The 13939-nt window shown below is 69.0% G+C and carries 14 protein-coding genes; 5 read left to right on the forward strand and 9 right to left on the reverse strand.

Annotated elements, in window-relative coordinates:
* A partial coding sequence (locus ACTHL9_RS08090; RefSeq protein WP_440518338.1) for a tRNA guanosine(34) transglycosylase Tgt occupies positions 1-920 on the reverse strand: 920 nt, incomplete at its 3' end.
* 68 nt (positions 921-988) lie between these two features.
* Between ACTHL9_RS08090 and ACTHL9_RS08095 the strand changes: the two genes are divergently transcribed.
* From ACTHL9_RS08095 to mctP, 3 genes are all read left to right on the forward strand, one after another.
* Positions 989-2242, forward strand: a complete 1254-nt coding sequence (locus tag ACTHL9_RS08095) for a serine hydrolase domain-containing protein (RefSeq protein WP_440518339.1) — start codon at positions 989-991, stop codon at positions 2240-2242.
* A 229-nt stretch (positions 2243-2471) separates the two neighbouring features.
* Positions 2472-2711: a DUF3311 domain-containing protein gene (locus ACTHL9_RS08100; RefSeq protein ID WP_440518340.1), complete on the forward strand. Its 240-nt coding sequence runs from the start codon at positions 2472-2474 to the stop codon at positions 2709-2711.
* Positions 2708-4378 carry a monocarboxylate uptake permease MctP gene (gene mctP, locus ACTHL9_RS08105; protein ID WP_440518341.1) on the forward strand — a complete coding sequence of 557 codons (1671 nt, stop codon included), beginning with the start codon at positions 2708-2710 and terminating at the stop codon, positions 4376-4378. Before ACTHL9_RS08100 ends, mctP begins: the two co-directional genes overlap by 4 nt.
* Positions 4379-4393: 15 nt before the next feature.
* Here the strand turns inward: mctP and ACTHL9_RS08110 are convergent, their stop codons facing one another.
* The 3 genes from ACTHL9_RS08110 to ACTHL9_RS08120 all read right to left on the reverse strand — a co-directional run bounded on the left by ACTHL9_RS08110 (position 4394) and on the right by ACTHL9_RS08120 (position 6815).
* Positions 4394-5518 (reverse strand): DUF6707 family protein, encoded by a 1125-nt coding sequence (locus ACTHL9_RS08110; RefSeq protein WP_440518342.1) that lies wholly within the window; start codon positions 5516-5518, stop codon positions 4394-4396.
* Between the two features lie 93 nt (positions 5519-5611).
* Positions 5612-6151 carry an NUDIX hydrolase family protein gene (locus tag ACTHL9_RS08115; protein ID WP_138416533.1) on the reverse strand — a complete coding sequence of 180 codons (540 nt, stop codon included), beginning with the start codon at positions 6149-6151 and terminating at the stop codon, positions 5612-5614.
* A 10-nt stretch (positions 6152-6161) separates the two neighbouring features.
* Positions 6162-6815 (reverse strand): VOC family protein, encoded by a 654-nt coding sequence (locus ACTHL9_RS08120; protein WP_440518343.1) that lies wholly within the window; start codon positions 6813-6815, stop codon positions 6162-6164.
* Positions 6816-6837: 22 nt separating this feature from the next.
* On the opposite strand from ACTHL9_RS08120, the gene ACTHL9_RS08125 reads away from it, so the two are divergent.
* Positions 6838-7428: a YdeI/OmpD-associated family protein gene (locus tag ACTHL9_RS08125; RefSeq protein ID WP_440518344.1), complete on the forward strand. Its 591-nt coding sequence runs from the start codon at positions 6838-6840 to the stop codon at positions 7426-7428.
* A 34-nt stretch (positions 7429-7462) separates the two neighbouring features.
* Positions 7463-7744, forward strand: a complete 282-nt coding sequence (locus ACTHL9_RS08130) for an acylphosphatase (RefSeq protein WP_440518345.1) — start codon at positions 7463-7465, stop codon at positions 7742-7744.
* A 7-nt stretch (positions 7745-7751) separates the two neighbouring features.
* Here ACTHL9_RS08130 and ACTHL9_RS08135 read toward each other — a convergent pair whose 3' ends face one another.
* From ACTHL9_RS08135 to ACTHL9_RS08155, 5 genes are all read right to left on the reverse strand, one after another.
* Positions 7752-8534 carry an MBL fold metallo-hydrolase gene (locus ACTHL9_RS08135; protein WP_440518346.1) on the reverse strand — a complete coding sequence of 261 codons (783 nt, stop codon included), beginning with the start codon at positions 8532-8534 and terminating at the stop codon, positions 7752-7754.
* Positions 8535-8556: 22 nt separating this feature from the next.
* Positions 8557-9759 (reverse strand): ABC transporter ATP-binding protein, encoded by a 1203-nt coding sequence (locus ACTHL9_RS08140; protein WP_440518347.1) that lies wholly within the window; start codon positions 9757-9759, stop codon positions 8557-8559.
* Positions 9756-11192 carry an ABC transporter permease gene (locus ACTHL9_RS08145; RefSeq protein ID WP_440518350.1) on the reverse strand — a complete coding sequence of 479 codons (1437 nt, stop codon included), beginning with the start codon at positions 11190-11192 and terminating at the stop codon, positions 9756-9758. The genes ACTHL9_RS08140 and ACTHL9_RS08145 overlap by 4 nt, the downstream gene beginning before the upstream one ends.
* Before the next feature lie 183 nt (positions 11193-11375).
* The gene (locus ACTHL9_RS08150) at positions 11376-12431 is read right to left on the reverse strand and encodes an iron ABC transporter substrate-binding protein (protein ID WP_440518348.1); all 1056 of its coding nucleotides are present in this window, start codon (positions 12429-12431) and stop codon (positions 11376-11378) included.
* 179 nt (positions 12432-12610) lie between these two features.
* Positions 12611-13711 carry a glycoside hydrolase family 76 protein gene (locus ACTHL9_RS08155; RefSeq protein ID WP_440518349.1) on the reverse strand — a complete coding sequence of 367 codons (1101 nt, stop codon included), beginning with the start codon at positions 13709-13711 and terminating at the stop codon, positions 12611-12613.
* Positions 13712-13939: the final 228 nt, after the last annotated feature.

Raw genomic sequence — 13939 nt, forward strand, 5'->3', positions numbered from 1 at the left:
CAGTCGAAGGTGTCGGCGCCGGCCTCGATGGCGGCGAAGATGTCGTCGGGCTCGGAGATGCCGAGCAGGTGGCGGGGCTTGTCCTCGGGCAGTTCCTCCGAGCACCAGCCCACAATGGTGCCCAGATTCTCCTTCTCTAGGGCGCCGCCAATGCCGAAGCCGTCGAACGGCATGGCACCCAGATCCCGGCACGCCTTCCGGCGCAGATCCTCGTACTGGGCGCCCTGGATCACGCCGAACAGCGCCTGATACGGCCGATGCGAGCGCTCCTCCGTGAGCCGGAAGTGCTCGGCCACGCAGCGCTCCGCCCAACGGCGCGTCCGCTCGAGCGACTCCTCCTGATAGGCGCGGGAGTTCTGGAGGGTGGTCAGCTCGTCGAACGCGAACATGATGTCGGCGCCGATCTGATGCTGCACATTCATGGAGATCTCAGGGGAAAAACGGTGCTTGTCACCGGTGAGGTGACTCTTGAACCACACGCCGTCCTCGTCGACGTGGGCGAGGCGCTCCTTGCCCGGTGCGACCGCATCGTCGCCGTGCTCGTGGCTGCTCACGCCCTGCATGTCGATGACCTTCTTGAAGCCCGAGCCAAGGCTCATCACCTGGAAGCCACCCGAATCCGTGAAGGTGGGGCCCGACCAGTTCATGAACCTCCCCAGACCGCCCGCCTCGTCGAGGATCTCCGGTCCGGGCTGGAGGTACAGGTGGTAGGCGTTCGCGAGGACCGCCTGAGCCCCAAGGTCGCGCACGGACTCGGGGAGCAGCGCCTTGACGGTCGCCTTCGTGCCGACGGCGATGAACGCCGGGGTCCTGATTTCGCCGTGGGGCGTCGTGATCGTGCCCGTCCTGCCCAGGGTCGAACCCAGACGGGTGTCGACGCGGAAGGAGAATTCGGATTGGCGAGGGTGGGTGTTGGGCACCCCTCTAGTCTGCCGCACCTCAACTCCTGCACAGTCCCGGCACAGGGTCCGCCCATACCCTCATCGGCATGAGGCACGCACGACCACCACGCAGGCGACGACGGCTGGGAATTGCCGCGATCGCCGTGGCGGGGCTCGTGGTGGTCGTCGGAACGGCTGGCCTCGCGAATGCGAACACACGAGCGGGCGCCGTGAGCGCTCCCTCGCACGCCCGGCAGCCCTCCCCGCCTCCGACCGCCGCCACGCCGGTCCCCGCAAAGACCCCCACGCCGGGGGCGACATCAGACAGTTCATGGCAGCCCTTGTCCTCGGACATCACCGGAATCGTCTCGCAGTTCCTCTCCGATCAAGGTGCAGCCGGCATCGCCGTCGCGGTGTCGAGGGGAAACGCGAGGTACGTCACGACCCTGGGGGATGCCGCTGAGGGCGTTCCGTGGTCCACGGACACCCGTTCCGCCTACCGGAGCATCACGAAGAGCTTCGTGGGGACGGTGGTCCTCCAGCTCGTAGCGGAAGGGAAGCTGAGCCTCGACGATCCCATCTCGCGCTACGTCCCCGTGGTCGCCCAGGTTCAAGGGGGTGACGCCATAACCGTCCGCATGGCCCTCGAAATGAGGACCGGCCTGCCCGAGTTCTCCGGCACCCAGGGGTTCTCGGACGGGCTCAACACCGACTACACGGGATCCTTCACCGACGACCAGCTGCTCGGCTATGCGTTTGCCCAGCCCCTCGATTTTGACCCGGGCAGCCAATACGAGTACAGCAACACCAATTTCGTGCTTCTCGGGAAGGTCATCCAAGCTGTGACCGGGCAGGCCTGGGACCAAGAGGTCCAGCAGCGCATCATTTCGCAGCTCGGCTTGGGCTCGGTCGCCTACTCGGCGACGGATGCGGCGACTCCCTATGAGGTATCGGACGCGGGTCTCGAAAGCCTGGCGCAGGTGAGCCCGTCCCTCTATGGCGCATCCGGGGGCCTCTTCGGGAACATCGGCGACCTGCTGCGCTGGGGCACCGCCCTCGGCTCCGGGCAGTTCCTGCCGGCCAACCTCCAGCAGCAGCGTCTCACGGCCATCTCGAATCCGAACGCCGACGACCCCGGAAGCCCGGACTACGATGCCTACGGACTCGCCGCCGGCGAGATCGACGGCTGGTGGGGCCACACGGGAACTGGGCTGGGCTACGAATCCCTGACGATGTACCAGGCCAGCAGCGGCACGACTGTGGCCATCCTCATCAACACCCAGCTCCCCAACCCCAACGGGCCAGCCATCCTCTTCAAGCAACTCGAGGCGTCCCTCGCGTCTCAGCCCCTTTCGGACTGAGTCAATCTGCGGTACAAAGACGGCGGGGGACGAGAATTGCGCCTCCGTCCTGCTGCTTTTGGGACCTTCTGATTCGGGTATCCCTCAGGCACCGGGACGGCTCGACAAGGAGGTCCTGATGTCCGGTCATGACAGTCCAGCGCCCGACCAGCGCCCCATTCCGGCGGTTCCACCCAACGGATTGACGCGGGATACCCCAACACGCGCTCCCGCCAGACCTGCTCCCTACGTGATTGCAGGGATTCTGCTGGCGGCCGCGATTGTGCTTCCGCTCGTGCCGCAGCTGTACTCGTTCGATGCCCCGCGGCTGGGCGGCATGCCCTTCTTCTATTGGTACCAGCTGCTGTGGGTGCCGATCTCCGCTGCCCTCAGCGGCATCGCCTACTGGCTGGTCACCACAGAAGACCGACGACGGCGCAGGGAGGCTCGCGTGGGCACAGCTGGGTACGAGGGAGGTGAGCGGCCATGAGGGACATCAACTGGGTTGCCCTCATCATCGTGATCCTGCTGTTCGTGATCGTCGCCGTCATGGGTTTCATGGCGGCCAGATGGCGCCGGAATCAGGAATCGACCGGGCTGCACAGCCTCGACGAGTGGGGCCTCGGCGGACGCGGCTTCGGCACCTGGATCACGTGGTTCCTCCTCGGCGGCGACCTCTACACGGCTTACACCTTCGTGGCGGTCCCGGCAGCCATGTGGGCCACCGGCGCCGTGAGCGGCTTCTTCGCCGTGCCGTACACGATCGTGCTGTACCCGATCATCTTCATCATCATGAGCCGCCTCTGGTCGGTCTCCCACCGGCACGGCTACGTGACGTCCGCGGACTTCGTGGGCGGCCGCTACGGCAGCCGGTGGCTGTCGCTCGCCGTCGCGGTGACGGGCATCGTCGCGACCATGCCGTACATCGCCCTGCAGCTCGTGGGCATCAAGGCGGTCCTCACCGTACTCGGGCTCGGAAGCTCGCAGAATGCCTTCCTGACGGATCTCCCGCTCATCATCGCGTTCGTGGTCCTGGCCGCCTACACCTACACGTCGGGCCTCCGCGCCCCGGCGATGATCGCCGTCGTCAAGGATCTGCTGATCTATCTCGCGGTGATCGTGGCGGTCATCTACCTGCCCATCAAGTTCGGCGGGTGGGACACCATCTTCGGCGCCGCGCAGACGAAGCTCAACCCGGTGAGCCAGGCGACCGGGAAGCCGGCCGGCGTGTTCATCCCCGGCGTCACGAGCTACTCCGCGTACTGGACTCTCGCACTCGGTTCGGCCATGGCGCTGTTCATGTACCCGCACTCGGTCACGGGCGTGCTTGCCTCGAAGAGCCGCAACACCATCCGGCGCAACGCAGCGATTCTTCCGCTGTACTCGCTCATGCTGGGCTTCCTCGCGTTGCTGGGCTTCGTGGCGATCAAGGCCGGGACGAAGCCGACGGACCTCGACGGCTCCACGAATCCGCAGCTCGTGGTCCCGCAGCTGTTCATCGACCACTTCCCGGCATGGTTCGCGGGCATCGCTCTCGCGGCCATCGCGATCGGCGCACTGGTCCCCGCGGCCATCATGTCGATCGCGGCCGCGAACATGTTCACGCGGAACATCTACCGGGACTTCTTCAAGCCGGACGTCGACGCCAAGACTGAGGCGAACGTCTCGAAGATCGTCTCGCTCGTGGTGAAGGTCGGGGCGCTCATCTTCGTCATCGCGATGGACCAGTCGACAGCCATCAACATGCAGCTCCTCGGCGGCATCTGGATCCTCCAGACGTTCCCGGCCGTCGTCGCGGGCCTGTACACGCGCTGGTTCGACCGCTGGGCGCTGCTGATCGGCTGGGCCGTGGGCATCATCTTCGGGACCATCTCGGCGTACAGCGTAGTGAACCCCGTGACGAAGGCCCACTTCGGCGGGTCCACGGCGGCAATCCCCGGCACGGACATCACCGTGTATATCGCGGTGTCCGCGTTCGTGCTCAACCTGATTGTCGCCGTCGTCCTCACGCTCGTGTTCCGCGCACTCAAGGTACCGCAGGGCGCAGACCTGACCCGGCCGTCCGACTACGGTGCCGACGAGACCGACCCGAAGGTCGCGCAGATCGAACGCTCGCAGCGGTTCGTGGAGCCGGGCGGCCCGTCGCCGGTCGCGTGATCGGTTGCGGAGGGGCTAGCGCCTGACGACGTCGAGCTCGATCTGGATCCGACGGTCGAGCTCGGCGTCGTCGAACGCCTCCGAGCCGCCGTGGGCGCGTAGGTGGAGGAGCGTATCGAGGCGGAGGATGCGCCAGTTGCGCTCCTCGGCCTCGTCATGAGCCTCCGCCGCCCGGGCGACCTCCTTGTCGTAGAAGTCCGGCTCGTTGAGCGTGCGCTGCCGCACGCGCGCCGCCATGCGGGCCCGGAAGGGGTCCTTCTCGGCGGTCTCCGGCGCGCGCAGGAGCACCGAGTAGGCCGCGGCGCGGTCCTTCTCGTTGCGCTCGCCGGCGAGATGGTGAGCCAGCGCGAGCCCCGACTCGACGGACGACCAACGGCCCGGGTTGCCGTCGAACGGCACCACAGCGAGCAGGTCCGCGATCTTGAGCGCGTTCTCCGGATCGTTCTGGCCCACGTACAGCTCGTAGGCAAGATCGCGCAGGTCCTTGAGGCACGCCCCCGACTTGGGGTTGATCCCCTTCACCAGCCGCTCCGAGAGCTCGTGCACGGCGTGGCGGCCTGGGTGCACGGCGTCGATGTGCCTGATGAGGTCCTCCGGCTCGCCCTCGAGCGCCGGGATGTGGCGGAGCTGGGACCGCGGCGGGTTGGGGTTTGCTGCGCGCACCTTCCCCGGGACGACGACGACGTCCCCCGTGTCGAGCGTGATCGACACCGGCTCCGCGGGGGGCTCCGGGTCTGGCAAGCGCTCCGGCTCCCCCTGCTCCTCGCCGAGGTCGGGCCCCGTGCCGTCGAGGTCGGGCCCGGTGCCCTCGAGATCGGGCCCCGTGCCCTCGAGATCAGGTGTAGGCGCCGCCGTCGGGCCTGCGAAGAGCAGGTCGGCGGGCCGAGTCGGGCGGGGCACGACGATCCGAACCGACGTGCCATGCGCCACCCGAAGGTTCATGTGGTTCTCGAGCACGGCGAAGTAGAGCGCGGGGTTGTCGTAGTCGTCGAGGACGGTGTCCACCTCAACAACGTGCGCCGTCGTCTCGCCGTCGGGCAGGACCAACCGGTGCCCGGAGCTGAGCTCCGAGGCGTCGATGCTTCGGAAGTGCTCGGCGGGGTTCGACCCGCTCTGCTCGGATTCGCGGCGAAACTGCATTCAGGCCTCCAAGTCCCTGTCGGTCCGCCGCCCAGTCTATAAAGATGCGGTAACGGCGGGGGCGAGGCGCGCCTGAGCGCGGCGGATGGAAAGCTAGCCGGCCACCCCGGCGAACGCGAGCGCCTGGCGCACGAGTTCGCCGCGACCACCCATGAATTCGGCCTGAACCGGTCCGCTGAGCACGTCCGCCGGCGACATCCACGTGAGCTCGAGCGCGTCCTGCCGGGGCTGGCACTCGCCGGCCACCGGGATCACGTAGGCGAGGGCGACGGCGTGCTGCCGTTCGTCCGTGAACCCCGTCTGCGACGGCGAGGGGAAGTATTCGACGACGGTGAATGGCACTGGGCTCACCGGAAGCTGGGGGAGCGCGAGGGGCCCGAGGTCCTTCTCGAGGTGGCGCAGGAGCGCCGCACGGATGGTCTCCTTGTAGAGCACTCGGCCTGAGACGAGGGTGCGCATCATGTTGCCCTCGTCGTCGGCCTGCAGCAGCAGCCCGACCTCGTTGACATACCCGAGGGGGTCGAGGCGCACGGGGACCGCCTCGACGTAGAGCATCGGCAGTCGGTTCCTGGCCTCGTAGAGGTCCTCCGGGGAGAGCCAGCCAGGATAGGGGTCGGGTGTGCGAACTGCCATGACTAACTTTCTACAGCATCGGGAGGCTGGGAGTCATGACCGTGAAGACGACGCCCGGGCCATCGACCTCAAGGCGGGACCGCCCGACGGTCACTTGCGCCCCCGCCTGGGTGAGCTTTTGTGCCACGGCCACCAGATCGCCGTCGTACTCGAAGCACAGCGGGCCTGAATCGGCGGCGTCGGCGGGGCGCACGCTGAGGATGCCCCCGTTCTTCGCGCGGAAGTCGTCGCTTTCCGCGGGCTTCGCGCCGATGGCCGCCAGCGTCCTCCTCGCCGCTGCGGCATCGGGCGTGAGCCAGACGGCGCGCACCGTGATCCGCGGGTCGGCGTCGGCGCATACCGCGGCGTGGGCGGTCGGGTGGGCGACGAATTCGAATCCGTCGCCTCCGCCGATCGTCACCACGTCATCGAGGACGACGACGGCGCCCCCCGCCTCGAGCGTGCGGCGCGCGAACTCCTCGGGGTCGCGGATCTCGACGGCGAACTCGGCCGTGCCGTCCGCCGGCAGCCCCGCATCGACCCGGCGGAGCTCCACCCGGCCGCTCCCGGCGTCGAGAATCGCCCAGCCCTCGCCCTCCTCGGTCGCCACGAGGCCCAACGATTCGAGGACCCGTCGCGCGGAGTCGAGGTCGGATGTGAAGAACGTGGGGCGGACGCGGAGCACGGACTCAGTTTAGGCTGACCCCATGGCCCCCGAGCTTCCCGAACTGCTGCTGCCAGACGCCGACGCCTGGCGCGCATGGCTCGCCGAGAACCACGCGACGAGCCGCGGCGTGTGGCTCGTGCAGCACAAGAAGGGCGGGGCGGTCACCAGCCTCACCTACGAGCAGGCGCTCGACCACGCCCTGTGCTTCGGGTGGGTGGACGGCCAGATCGGCCGCCGCGACGAGGGCAGCTACGTCACGCGCTTCACGCCGCGCGAACCCAAGAGCAAGTGGTCCAAGCTCAACGTGGCCAACGTCGAGCGGCTCGAGGCGGCTGGCCTGATGACCGAGGCGGGGCGCGCCGTGGTCGAGTCCGCGAAGGCCGACGGGCGCTGGGAAATGGCCTACGCGGGCCAGGCGACCGCGGAAGTCCCGGAGGACCTCGCCGGGGCGATCGCGGCGAACCCGGAGGCGCAGGCGATGTTCGAGGCGCTCACCTCCGTCAACCGCTACGCCATCATCTACCGCCTCGGGACCGTCAAGAAGCCCGAGACGCGGGCCCGGAAGATCGCGGAGTACGTGGACATGCTCGCGCGGCAGGAGACGATCTACCCGCAGAAGCGACGTCCCTAGCCCCGGAAGGCTTGGGAATAGCACACTGATTCCCATGGAATCTCCCGAAGCGCGCCTGCACGCCACCGTGAAGGGCATGGTCCAAGGCGTTGGGTTCCGCTACTGGACGCGCGGCGAGGCGGACCGTCTGGGGCTCGTGGGGAGCGCTGGCAACAGGCTTGACGGAACGGTGGAGATCGTGGCCGAGGGGAACCTGGACGACGTCGAGCAGTTCCTGAAGTGGCTCCAGTCGGGCGACACGCCGGGGCGGGTGGACGGGGTTGAGGCGACCATCGGGCCGCCCACCGGAGAGTTCACGCGCTTCTCCGTCTGGTGAAGGTGGGCTAGACCCAGCCGCGCAGGTAGTCGAGCTGCGCCGCCACCGAGAGTTCGGCGGCCCGCCGCACCGAAGGGTCGACGTCGGCATACACCAGGTCTGTCACGTCGCCTGCCGGCGCGTCCTGGCCGAGTCGCGCGAGCGCCGCGCGGATCTGGCCGAGGCGCTCCTCGCGGTGCGCGATGTAGGCGCGGGCGACGGCGGCGAGGTCCGGCAGCACGGGGCCGTGCGCGGGCAGGACGGTCTTCTGGCACAGCTCCTCAAGCCGCCGCATGGAGGCGAGGTAGTCGCCCAAGCGGCCGTCCGGGTAGGAGATGACGGTCGTTCCCCGGCCCAAGATCGTGTCGCCGGTCACGACGGAGCCGCGCCCGCCGTCGTCGTCCGCCAGATGGAGGGACACGGAATCCGCGGTGTGCCCGGGGGTGGCGAGCACCTCGATCCGCACGCCGGCCGCCTCGATGAGCTCGCCGTCGGCCAGCGCTGGCGCGTCGAAGCACAGAGCGGGGTCGAGCGCGCGGACCGGTGCGCCCGTGAGCCGATGGAACTCCGCCGAGCCCTCGGTGTGGTCGGGATGGTGGTGCGTGATGAGCACGAGCTCGATCTGGCCCGCGGCCGCGAGCTCCTGGAGGTGTGTGGCGTCGAGGGGCCCGGGGTCCACGACGACGGCCCCCGCCTGCCCCTGCGCGCCCAGCACATAGGAGTTGGTCCCGTCGAGGCTCATCGGGCCCGGGTTGGGCGCGAGGCGGTAGCGCGTGAGCTCGGAGCTGTGGACCCAGCGGTTGTCAGTCACGGCGCAAGCCTATCCAGTGAGCCTATTCGGCGAGCCGGCTCGGCCCCGCTGCGGGCTCGCCCAACGGGAACGCAACGCCCTCGCCGATGACCTTGAGCGCGAGGTCCATGCCCTTCCGCGCCATCGCGGCGTTCCAGTGGCGGATCGTGATGACCTCACCGCCGCCGGGGACCTTGGGATCGCTAGGCCGGTCGGCCAGCTTGATCCGCACCGACGACTCGGGGCCGAAGTAGTCCCAGTCCAGCACGGTCCCGTGGATGGGGGAGTCGCTCGCGATCCGCACCTGCTCCGGCCGCAGCATGATCTGGACGTGGCCCTGAGTGGTGGGGTGCCGCACCGGGATGGGCCCAAGCGAGCACATCGCGAGGCTGCCTTCGAGCCACGCGTCGAGGATGACGGCGTCGCCCAGGAATTCGGCGGTCGCCCGGTCCGCGGGGCGCGTGTAGACGACGAACGGGTTGCCGATCTGCGCAAGCTTGCCGCCGCGCATGACGGCGACCTGGTCGGCGAAGCTGAGTGCCTCGGCCTGGTCATGGGTCACGAGGATCGTGGTGACGCCCGCCTTGGCGAGCACCTTCGAGACGGCGCGCCGGGTGGCCACGCGGAGGCCGGCGTCGAGCGCAGAGAACGGCTCGTCGAGCAGCATGACCTCGGGCTCGCGCGCCATCGCCCGCGCGAGGGCGATGCGCTGCTGCTGGCCGCCCGAGAGCTCGTGGGGGCGGCGCTTCGCGTAGGAGCCGTCGAGCGCGACCATCTCGAGGAGCTCCTCGATGCGGGCCGCTACCGCCTTGCGCCCCCGGTATTTCCCGTGGTCGAGCCCGAACGCAATGTTCTGTCCCACGGAGAGGTGCGGGAACAGGGCGCCGTCCTGGGCCACGTAGCCGATGTTGCGTCGGTGCGCCGGGACCCATCTCTCGCCGGCCACGACCTCGCCGTCGAGCGTGATCCGCCCCGCGTCGGGGGACTCGAAGCCCGCGATGAGCCGGAGCAGCGTGGTCTTGCCGGACCCCGAGGGGCCCACGATCGCCGTGGTCCCGCCGCGTGCGACGTGCAGGTTGATGCCCTTGAGCACCTCGTTCCTCCCGCCGCGGGCGCCGCCCCGGCCGAACGTCTTGGTGACGCCCTCGATCTCGAGGTGATGGTCCGCGGTGTCGGCGATCGAGGGCGCGACCCGCGGCTCGGGGAGCCGGGACGCAAAGGTCGGGGTGGGGCTCTGTTCGGTCACTGGCCGGCCGCCTTCTTGGACTGCTGGAACAAAAGGTAGGTCATGGGCGCGGAGAGCAGGATCATGAGCAGCGCGTAGGGGGCCGCGCCCGCGTAGTCGATCCCGCTCGAGAGGCCCCAGAACTGGGTCGCGAGCGTGTTCGTCCCGGTCGGCGCGAGCAGGAGCGTCGCCGTGAGCTCATTGACGATGGCGAGGAACACCAGAGCGGCGCCGCCCGCCGCCGCGGGGGCGGCCAGCCGCAGGGTCACACGGAAGAACGCCGCCATGGGACGCCGGCCGAGGGCGCGCGCCGCCTCTTCGAGCTCCTTCGGGGCTTGGGCGAGGCCCGCGCGGAGGCTCACGAGCGCCCGCGGGAGGAACAGCAGGACGTACGCGACGATGAGCAGGAGCGTGCTCTGGTAGATGTCCGGGACCATGCGCAACGCCACCGTCACGAACGCGAGGGCGAGGAAGATCCCGGGCATCGAGCTCGTCACGTAGTTCGCGAGCTCGAGCGACTTCGACAGCCAGCCCGAGAAGCGCACCGCGAGCCATGAGAGCGGGAAGGCCGCCGCCGTCGTCGCTATGGCGCCGAGGAGGCCGAGCCACAGCGTCTGGCCGAGCGCGGTGGCGAGGTCCGCGGTCTCCCAGATGTCAGCGCCGCCGCTCACGAGCCACCTCCCGATCACCCAGCACGGCACGCCCAGCGCGAGAGCCGCAAGCGCTACGAGGCCCAGCTGGGCTGGGAGCTGCCACGCGCGGAGCGGGAGGCGCGTCGGCGCGGCCTGGGCGCCGGACCCGAGCTTCGCGTACCGCGCATTGCCGCGCGCGCGGGCCTCGACAACGAGCATGACGAGGCACAGCGTCACCAGGACGCTCGCGAGCATGTTGCCGGCTGCGCCGTTGAACGTCGAGCGGTACTGCTCCATGATCGCCGTGGTGAACGTGTCGAAGCGGATCATCGCGAAGGCGCCGTATTCGGCCAGGAGGTGAAGGCCCACGAGGAGGCCGCCGCCGGCCACGGCGATGCGGAGCTGCGGGAGGATCACGCGGAAGAACACGCGCCACGGGCCGAGCCCGAGCGAGGCCGCGGACTGCTCGATCGCGGGGTCGAGCCGCGAGAGCGTGGCCGCCGCCGGGATGTAGACGAGCGGATAGTAGGAGAGCGTCGCGAGCAGGACCCCGGAGCCGAGGCCGGACATTGACGGCACCACCGACACCCACGCGTACGAGTTCACGAACGCCGGGATGGCCAGCGGCGCGGCGAGGAGGACGGCCCACACGCGGTGGGCCCGCAGCCTGGTGCGCTCGACGAGCCATGCGCCCGCCACCCCCAGCATGAGGCAGAGCGGCACCGTGATGACCACCAGCCAGACCGTGTTGCCCAGCAGCTCGAGGACCCGCGGGCGGAAGATGAGCGCGACGGCGGTGTCCCAGCCGGTCGCGATCGTCATGGCGATCACGAAGCCGATCGGGACGAGCGAGATCGCCCCGACCACGAGGCTCAGGACAAGGACGGTCCACGGCGCCCCCGTCCTGCCCCGACGAAGGGTGCGGACAGCCCTCAGCGGGCGGAGGGGGCCTCCGCCCGCTGAGGGTGACCGGCGTGCCGGCTTGGCTGGTGCTTCGAGCAAGGGTTAGAGCAGTCCTGCCTGGGTCATGAGGTCGGTGACCTTCTGCGAGTTGAGCTTCGCGGCGTCCACGGCGGGCGCCTGGAGGTCCTGCAGCGGGGTGAGCTTGGGGTTCGCCGCGACGCCGGAGCCGACCGGGTATTCGAACGAGGAACCCGTCTGGAGCACCTTCTGCCCGTCAGGGCCCGTGATGAAGGCGAGGAACTTCTGGGCCGCGGTCTGGTGCTTGCTCGAGGCCAGCACCCCGCCGCCCGACACGGACACGAACGCGCCCGGATCCTGGTTCTTGAAGTAGTACAGGCCCACCTTGTTCGAGTTCTCGCCGGTCTTCGCCTGATCGCCGAACCAGTAGTAGTGGTAGATGACGGCCGCATCGACCTCGCCGGCGTTGACCGCCTTCATGGCCGTGCTGTTGCCCTTGTAGGCCTTCGAGTTGTCCTTCATGGCCTTGAGCCAGTCGAGCGTGGCACTCTCGCCCTTGAGCTGGAGCATCGCGGAGACGATCGCCTGGAAGTCGGCGCCCGAGGGCGAGGCAGCCCAGCGGCCCTTCCACTCCGGCTTGGAGAGGTCCATGAGGGACTTCGGGAGGTCGCTCTCCTTGATCTTGTCCTTGTTGTAGGCGAAGACCGTGGAGCGGGCCGCGATGCCGACCCACTTGCCCGTCGACGGGCGGTACGCCTCGGGGACGTTGTTCTTCGCGTCGGTGCCGGGATCGCCGAAGAGCCCGGCGTTCTCGACCGCGCTCATCGCCGGGGAGTTCTCGGTCAGGAAGACGTCCGCGGGGGAGTTCTTGCCTTCCTGGATGATCTGCTGGGCCATCTCGGTGTCGTCGCCGTTGCGGAGGTTGACCTTGATGCCGGTCTGCTTCGTGAACGCGTCGACCCACGCCTGCGTGAGTTCCTGGTGCTGCGCGTTGTAGACCGTGATGGTGTCGCCGGAGCCTGAGCCGGAAGCGCCGGAGGACGCCGAGCCGGAGCTCGTGGCGCCGCCGCACGCGGTGAGGCCCAGAGCGGCGACCGCGGCGAGCGCGATGCCGGTGAGGGCCTGGGAGCGGATCTTCACAGAAGGTCCTTTCGTTCATTGGGCGCGGTGAAGGCATTCGACGTCGAGGGGAAGGAAGCTGGGTGCCGGTGGGCGTTCGCTTCCTTCGAGAACGACTGTAGGTTAGCCACACCTAAGGGCGCGCCAATTCTGGCCTAATTGTGACCTAAATCACATCAATTACGCAATTTTCATGTTTCCTAATTGCGTTCTGTTTCGAGGGCGGCTGCGGCCTCGAGGAGCATCCAGGCTTGGAGCTGGGTGCAGAGCTCCACGGGGCTCCCGGGCGGGTACGACGACGTTGCGGCCTCGCCTGGGTGGGCCGGGAAGACCGTGTGGCTGTCACGTTTGTCCCGCCCCTGCCAGAGCGCCTCGGCCGTATCGACGACCAGGCGACGGGCCCCGGCCCTGGTTCCCTCGGGCAGGCGTTGGTCGGCTGCCGCGAGGGCGAGATAACGGCCGAGGATCCCCATGAAGAGCCCCCCGTCTCCGCCGCCGTGGGCCTTCAGCAGCCCTTGGCCGTCCGTGAGGCCCGCGTCGATTGCGTGGACGAGTTCCTTGGCCGGCCCAAGGTTGCCTCCTCCGAGCTCCAGAAGTGCCCCGAGGAGGGGGCCCTGGTTGTACGCGTAGACCCCCCGGTCGAGGCGCGTCCCGCCTTGGGGCTCAAGGTGCAGGCCGTCGAGGAACAGGCCTGACTCGGGGTCTTGGAGGTTCTCGTAGAGCCAGTCGACCAGCGCCTGGGCCCGGTTGGTCTCTCCCGTCCGGGCGAAGAACAGGGCGGCCGGGCCAGTGGTGGCGGTGTTCTTGTACTTCCGGCGGGTGTTCCAGAACATGCCGCCGCCGAGGTCGTCGGTGTGGCCGGCCCTCAGCTTCTCCGCGAGGACCTGCACGGCGTCGCCGGCCGGTGGCAGGCCGTTTCCGGTGAGCTTCCGGGCCAGCTCTTGGGCTCTCGCCGACGCCAGCGCGAGCCATGCCATGTCGTCGAAGAACATGTTGGGGAACCGGCCGAAGTTCCGCAGGCGGATCCCGTTCAGATGGCGCTGGGCGAGCGCGAGCGACGGCGGGGGGCCGGGTTCCGTGGCGGCCTCGCCGGTGCGGGCTTCGCGGAGCGCGGCGTCGACGAGGCAGTCGAGCAGGTGGGCCTGCCACCAGTAGTGCCACTCGCTCCAGGGCAGCTGCGGCCGGGGGTGCGGCGCCCACACCCACGCGAGCCACGTCCCGCGCAGCCCGAGGAGCTCGTGCCCGAAGGCACCCTTGACTGACTCCGCTGCGGTTCGGGCGCGTGCTTCGGGCGTCTCCATCTGTCCAACGCTAACCCGGGGCGGCGCGACACCTCAGCTTTGCTCCGAGAGCGCACGTCTGCTGCGAGAGCATACTTTTGCACGGCTCCAAACCTGCGCTCTGGGCGCAAACGTACGTCTTCGCCGCAAACTTCTGCCCTCGCGCCCCGATCCCGCTTGCGCCGTCACGTTTTCTGGGTGGGGGGCCGGCAAACGGGGCGGGGCAAAGCCAAACCCAAACGCCTGCGT

Origin of the sequence: Sinomonas sp., from assembly GCF_051955515.1 — a bacterium.
GTDB lineage: Bacteria > Actinomycetota > Actinomycetes > Actinomycetales > Micrococcaceae > Sinomonas.

Coding starts and splice junctions, on each gene's coding strand:
- ACTHL9_RS08095 (WP_440518339.1), top strand. CDS start 989: ATGAGGCACGCACGACCACCACGCAGGCGACGACGGCTGGGAATTGCC.
- mctP (WP_440518341.1), top strand. CDS start 2,708: ATGAGGGACATCAACTGGGTTGCCCTCATCATCGTGATCCTGCTGTTC.
- ACTHL9_RS08110 (WP_440518342.1), bottom strand. CDS start 5,518: ATGCAGTTTCGCCGCGAATCCGAGCAGAGCGGGTCGAACCCCGCCGAG.
- ACTHL9_RS08115 (WP_138416533.1), bottom strand. CDS start 6,151: ATGGCAGTTCGCACACCCGACCCCTATCCTGGCTGGCTCTCCCCGGAG.
- ACTHL9_RS08125 (WP_440518344.1), top strand. CDS start 6,838: ATGGCCCCCGAGCTTCCCGAACTGCTGCTGCCAGACGCCGACGCCTGG.
- ACTHL9_RS08130 (WP_440518345.1), top strand. CDS start 7,463: ATGGAATCTCCCGAAGCGCGCCTGCACGCCACCGTGAAGGGCATGGTC.
- ACTHL9_RS08145 (WP_440518350.1), bottom strand. CDS start 11,192: ATGACGATCGCGACCGGCTGGGACACCGCCGTCGCGCTCATCTTCCGC.
- ACTHL9_RS08155 (WP_440518349.1), bottom strand. CDS start 13,711: ATGGAGACGCCCGAAGCACGCGCCCGAACCGCAGCGGAGTCAGTCAAG.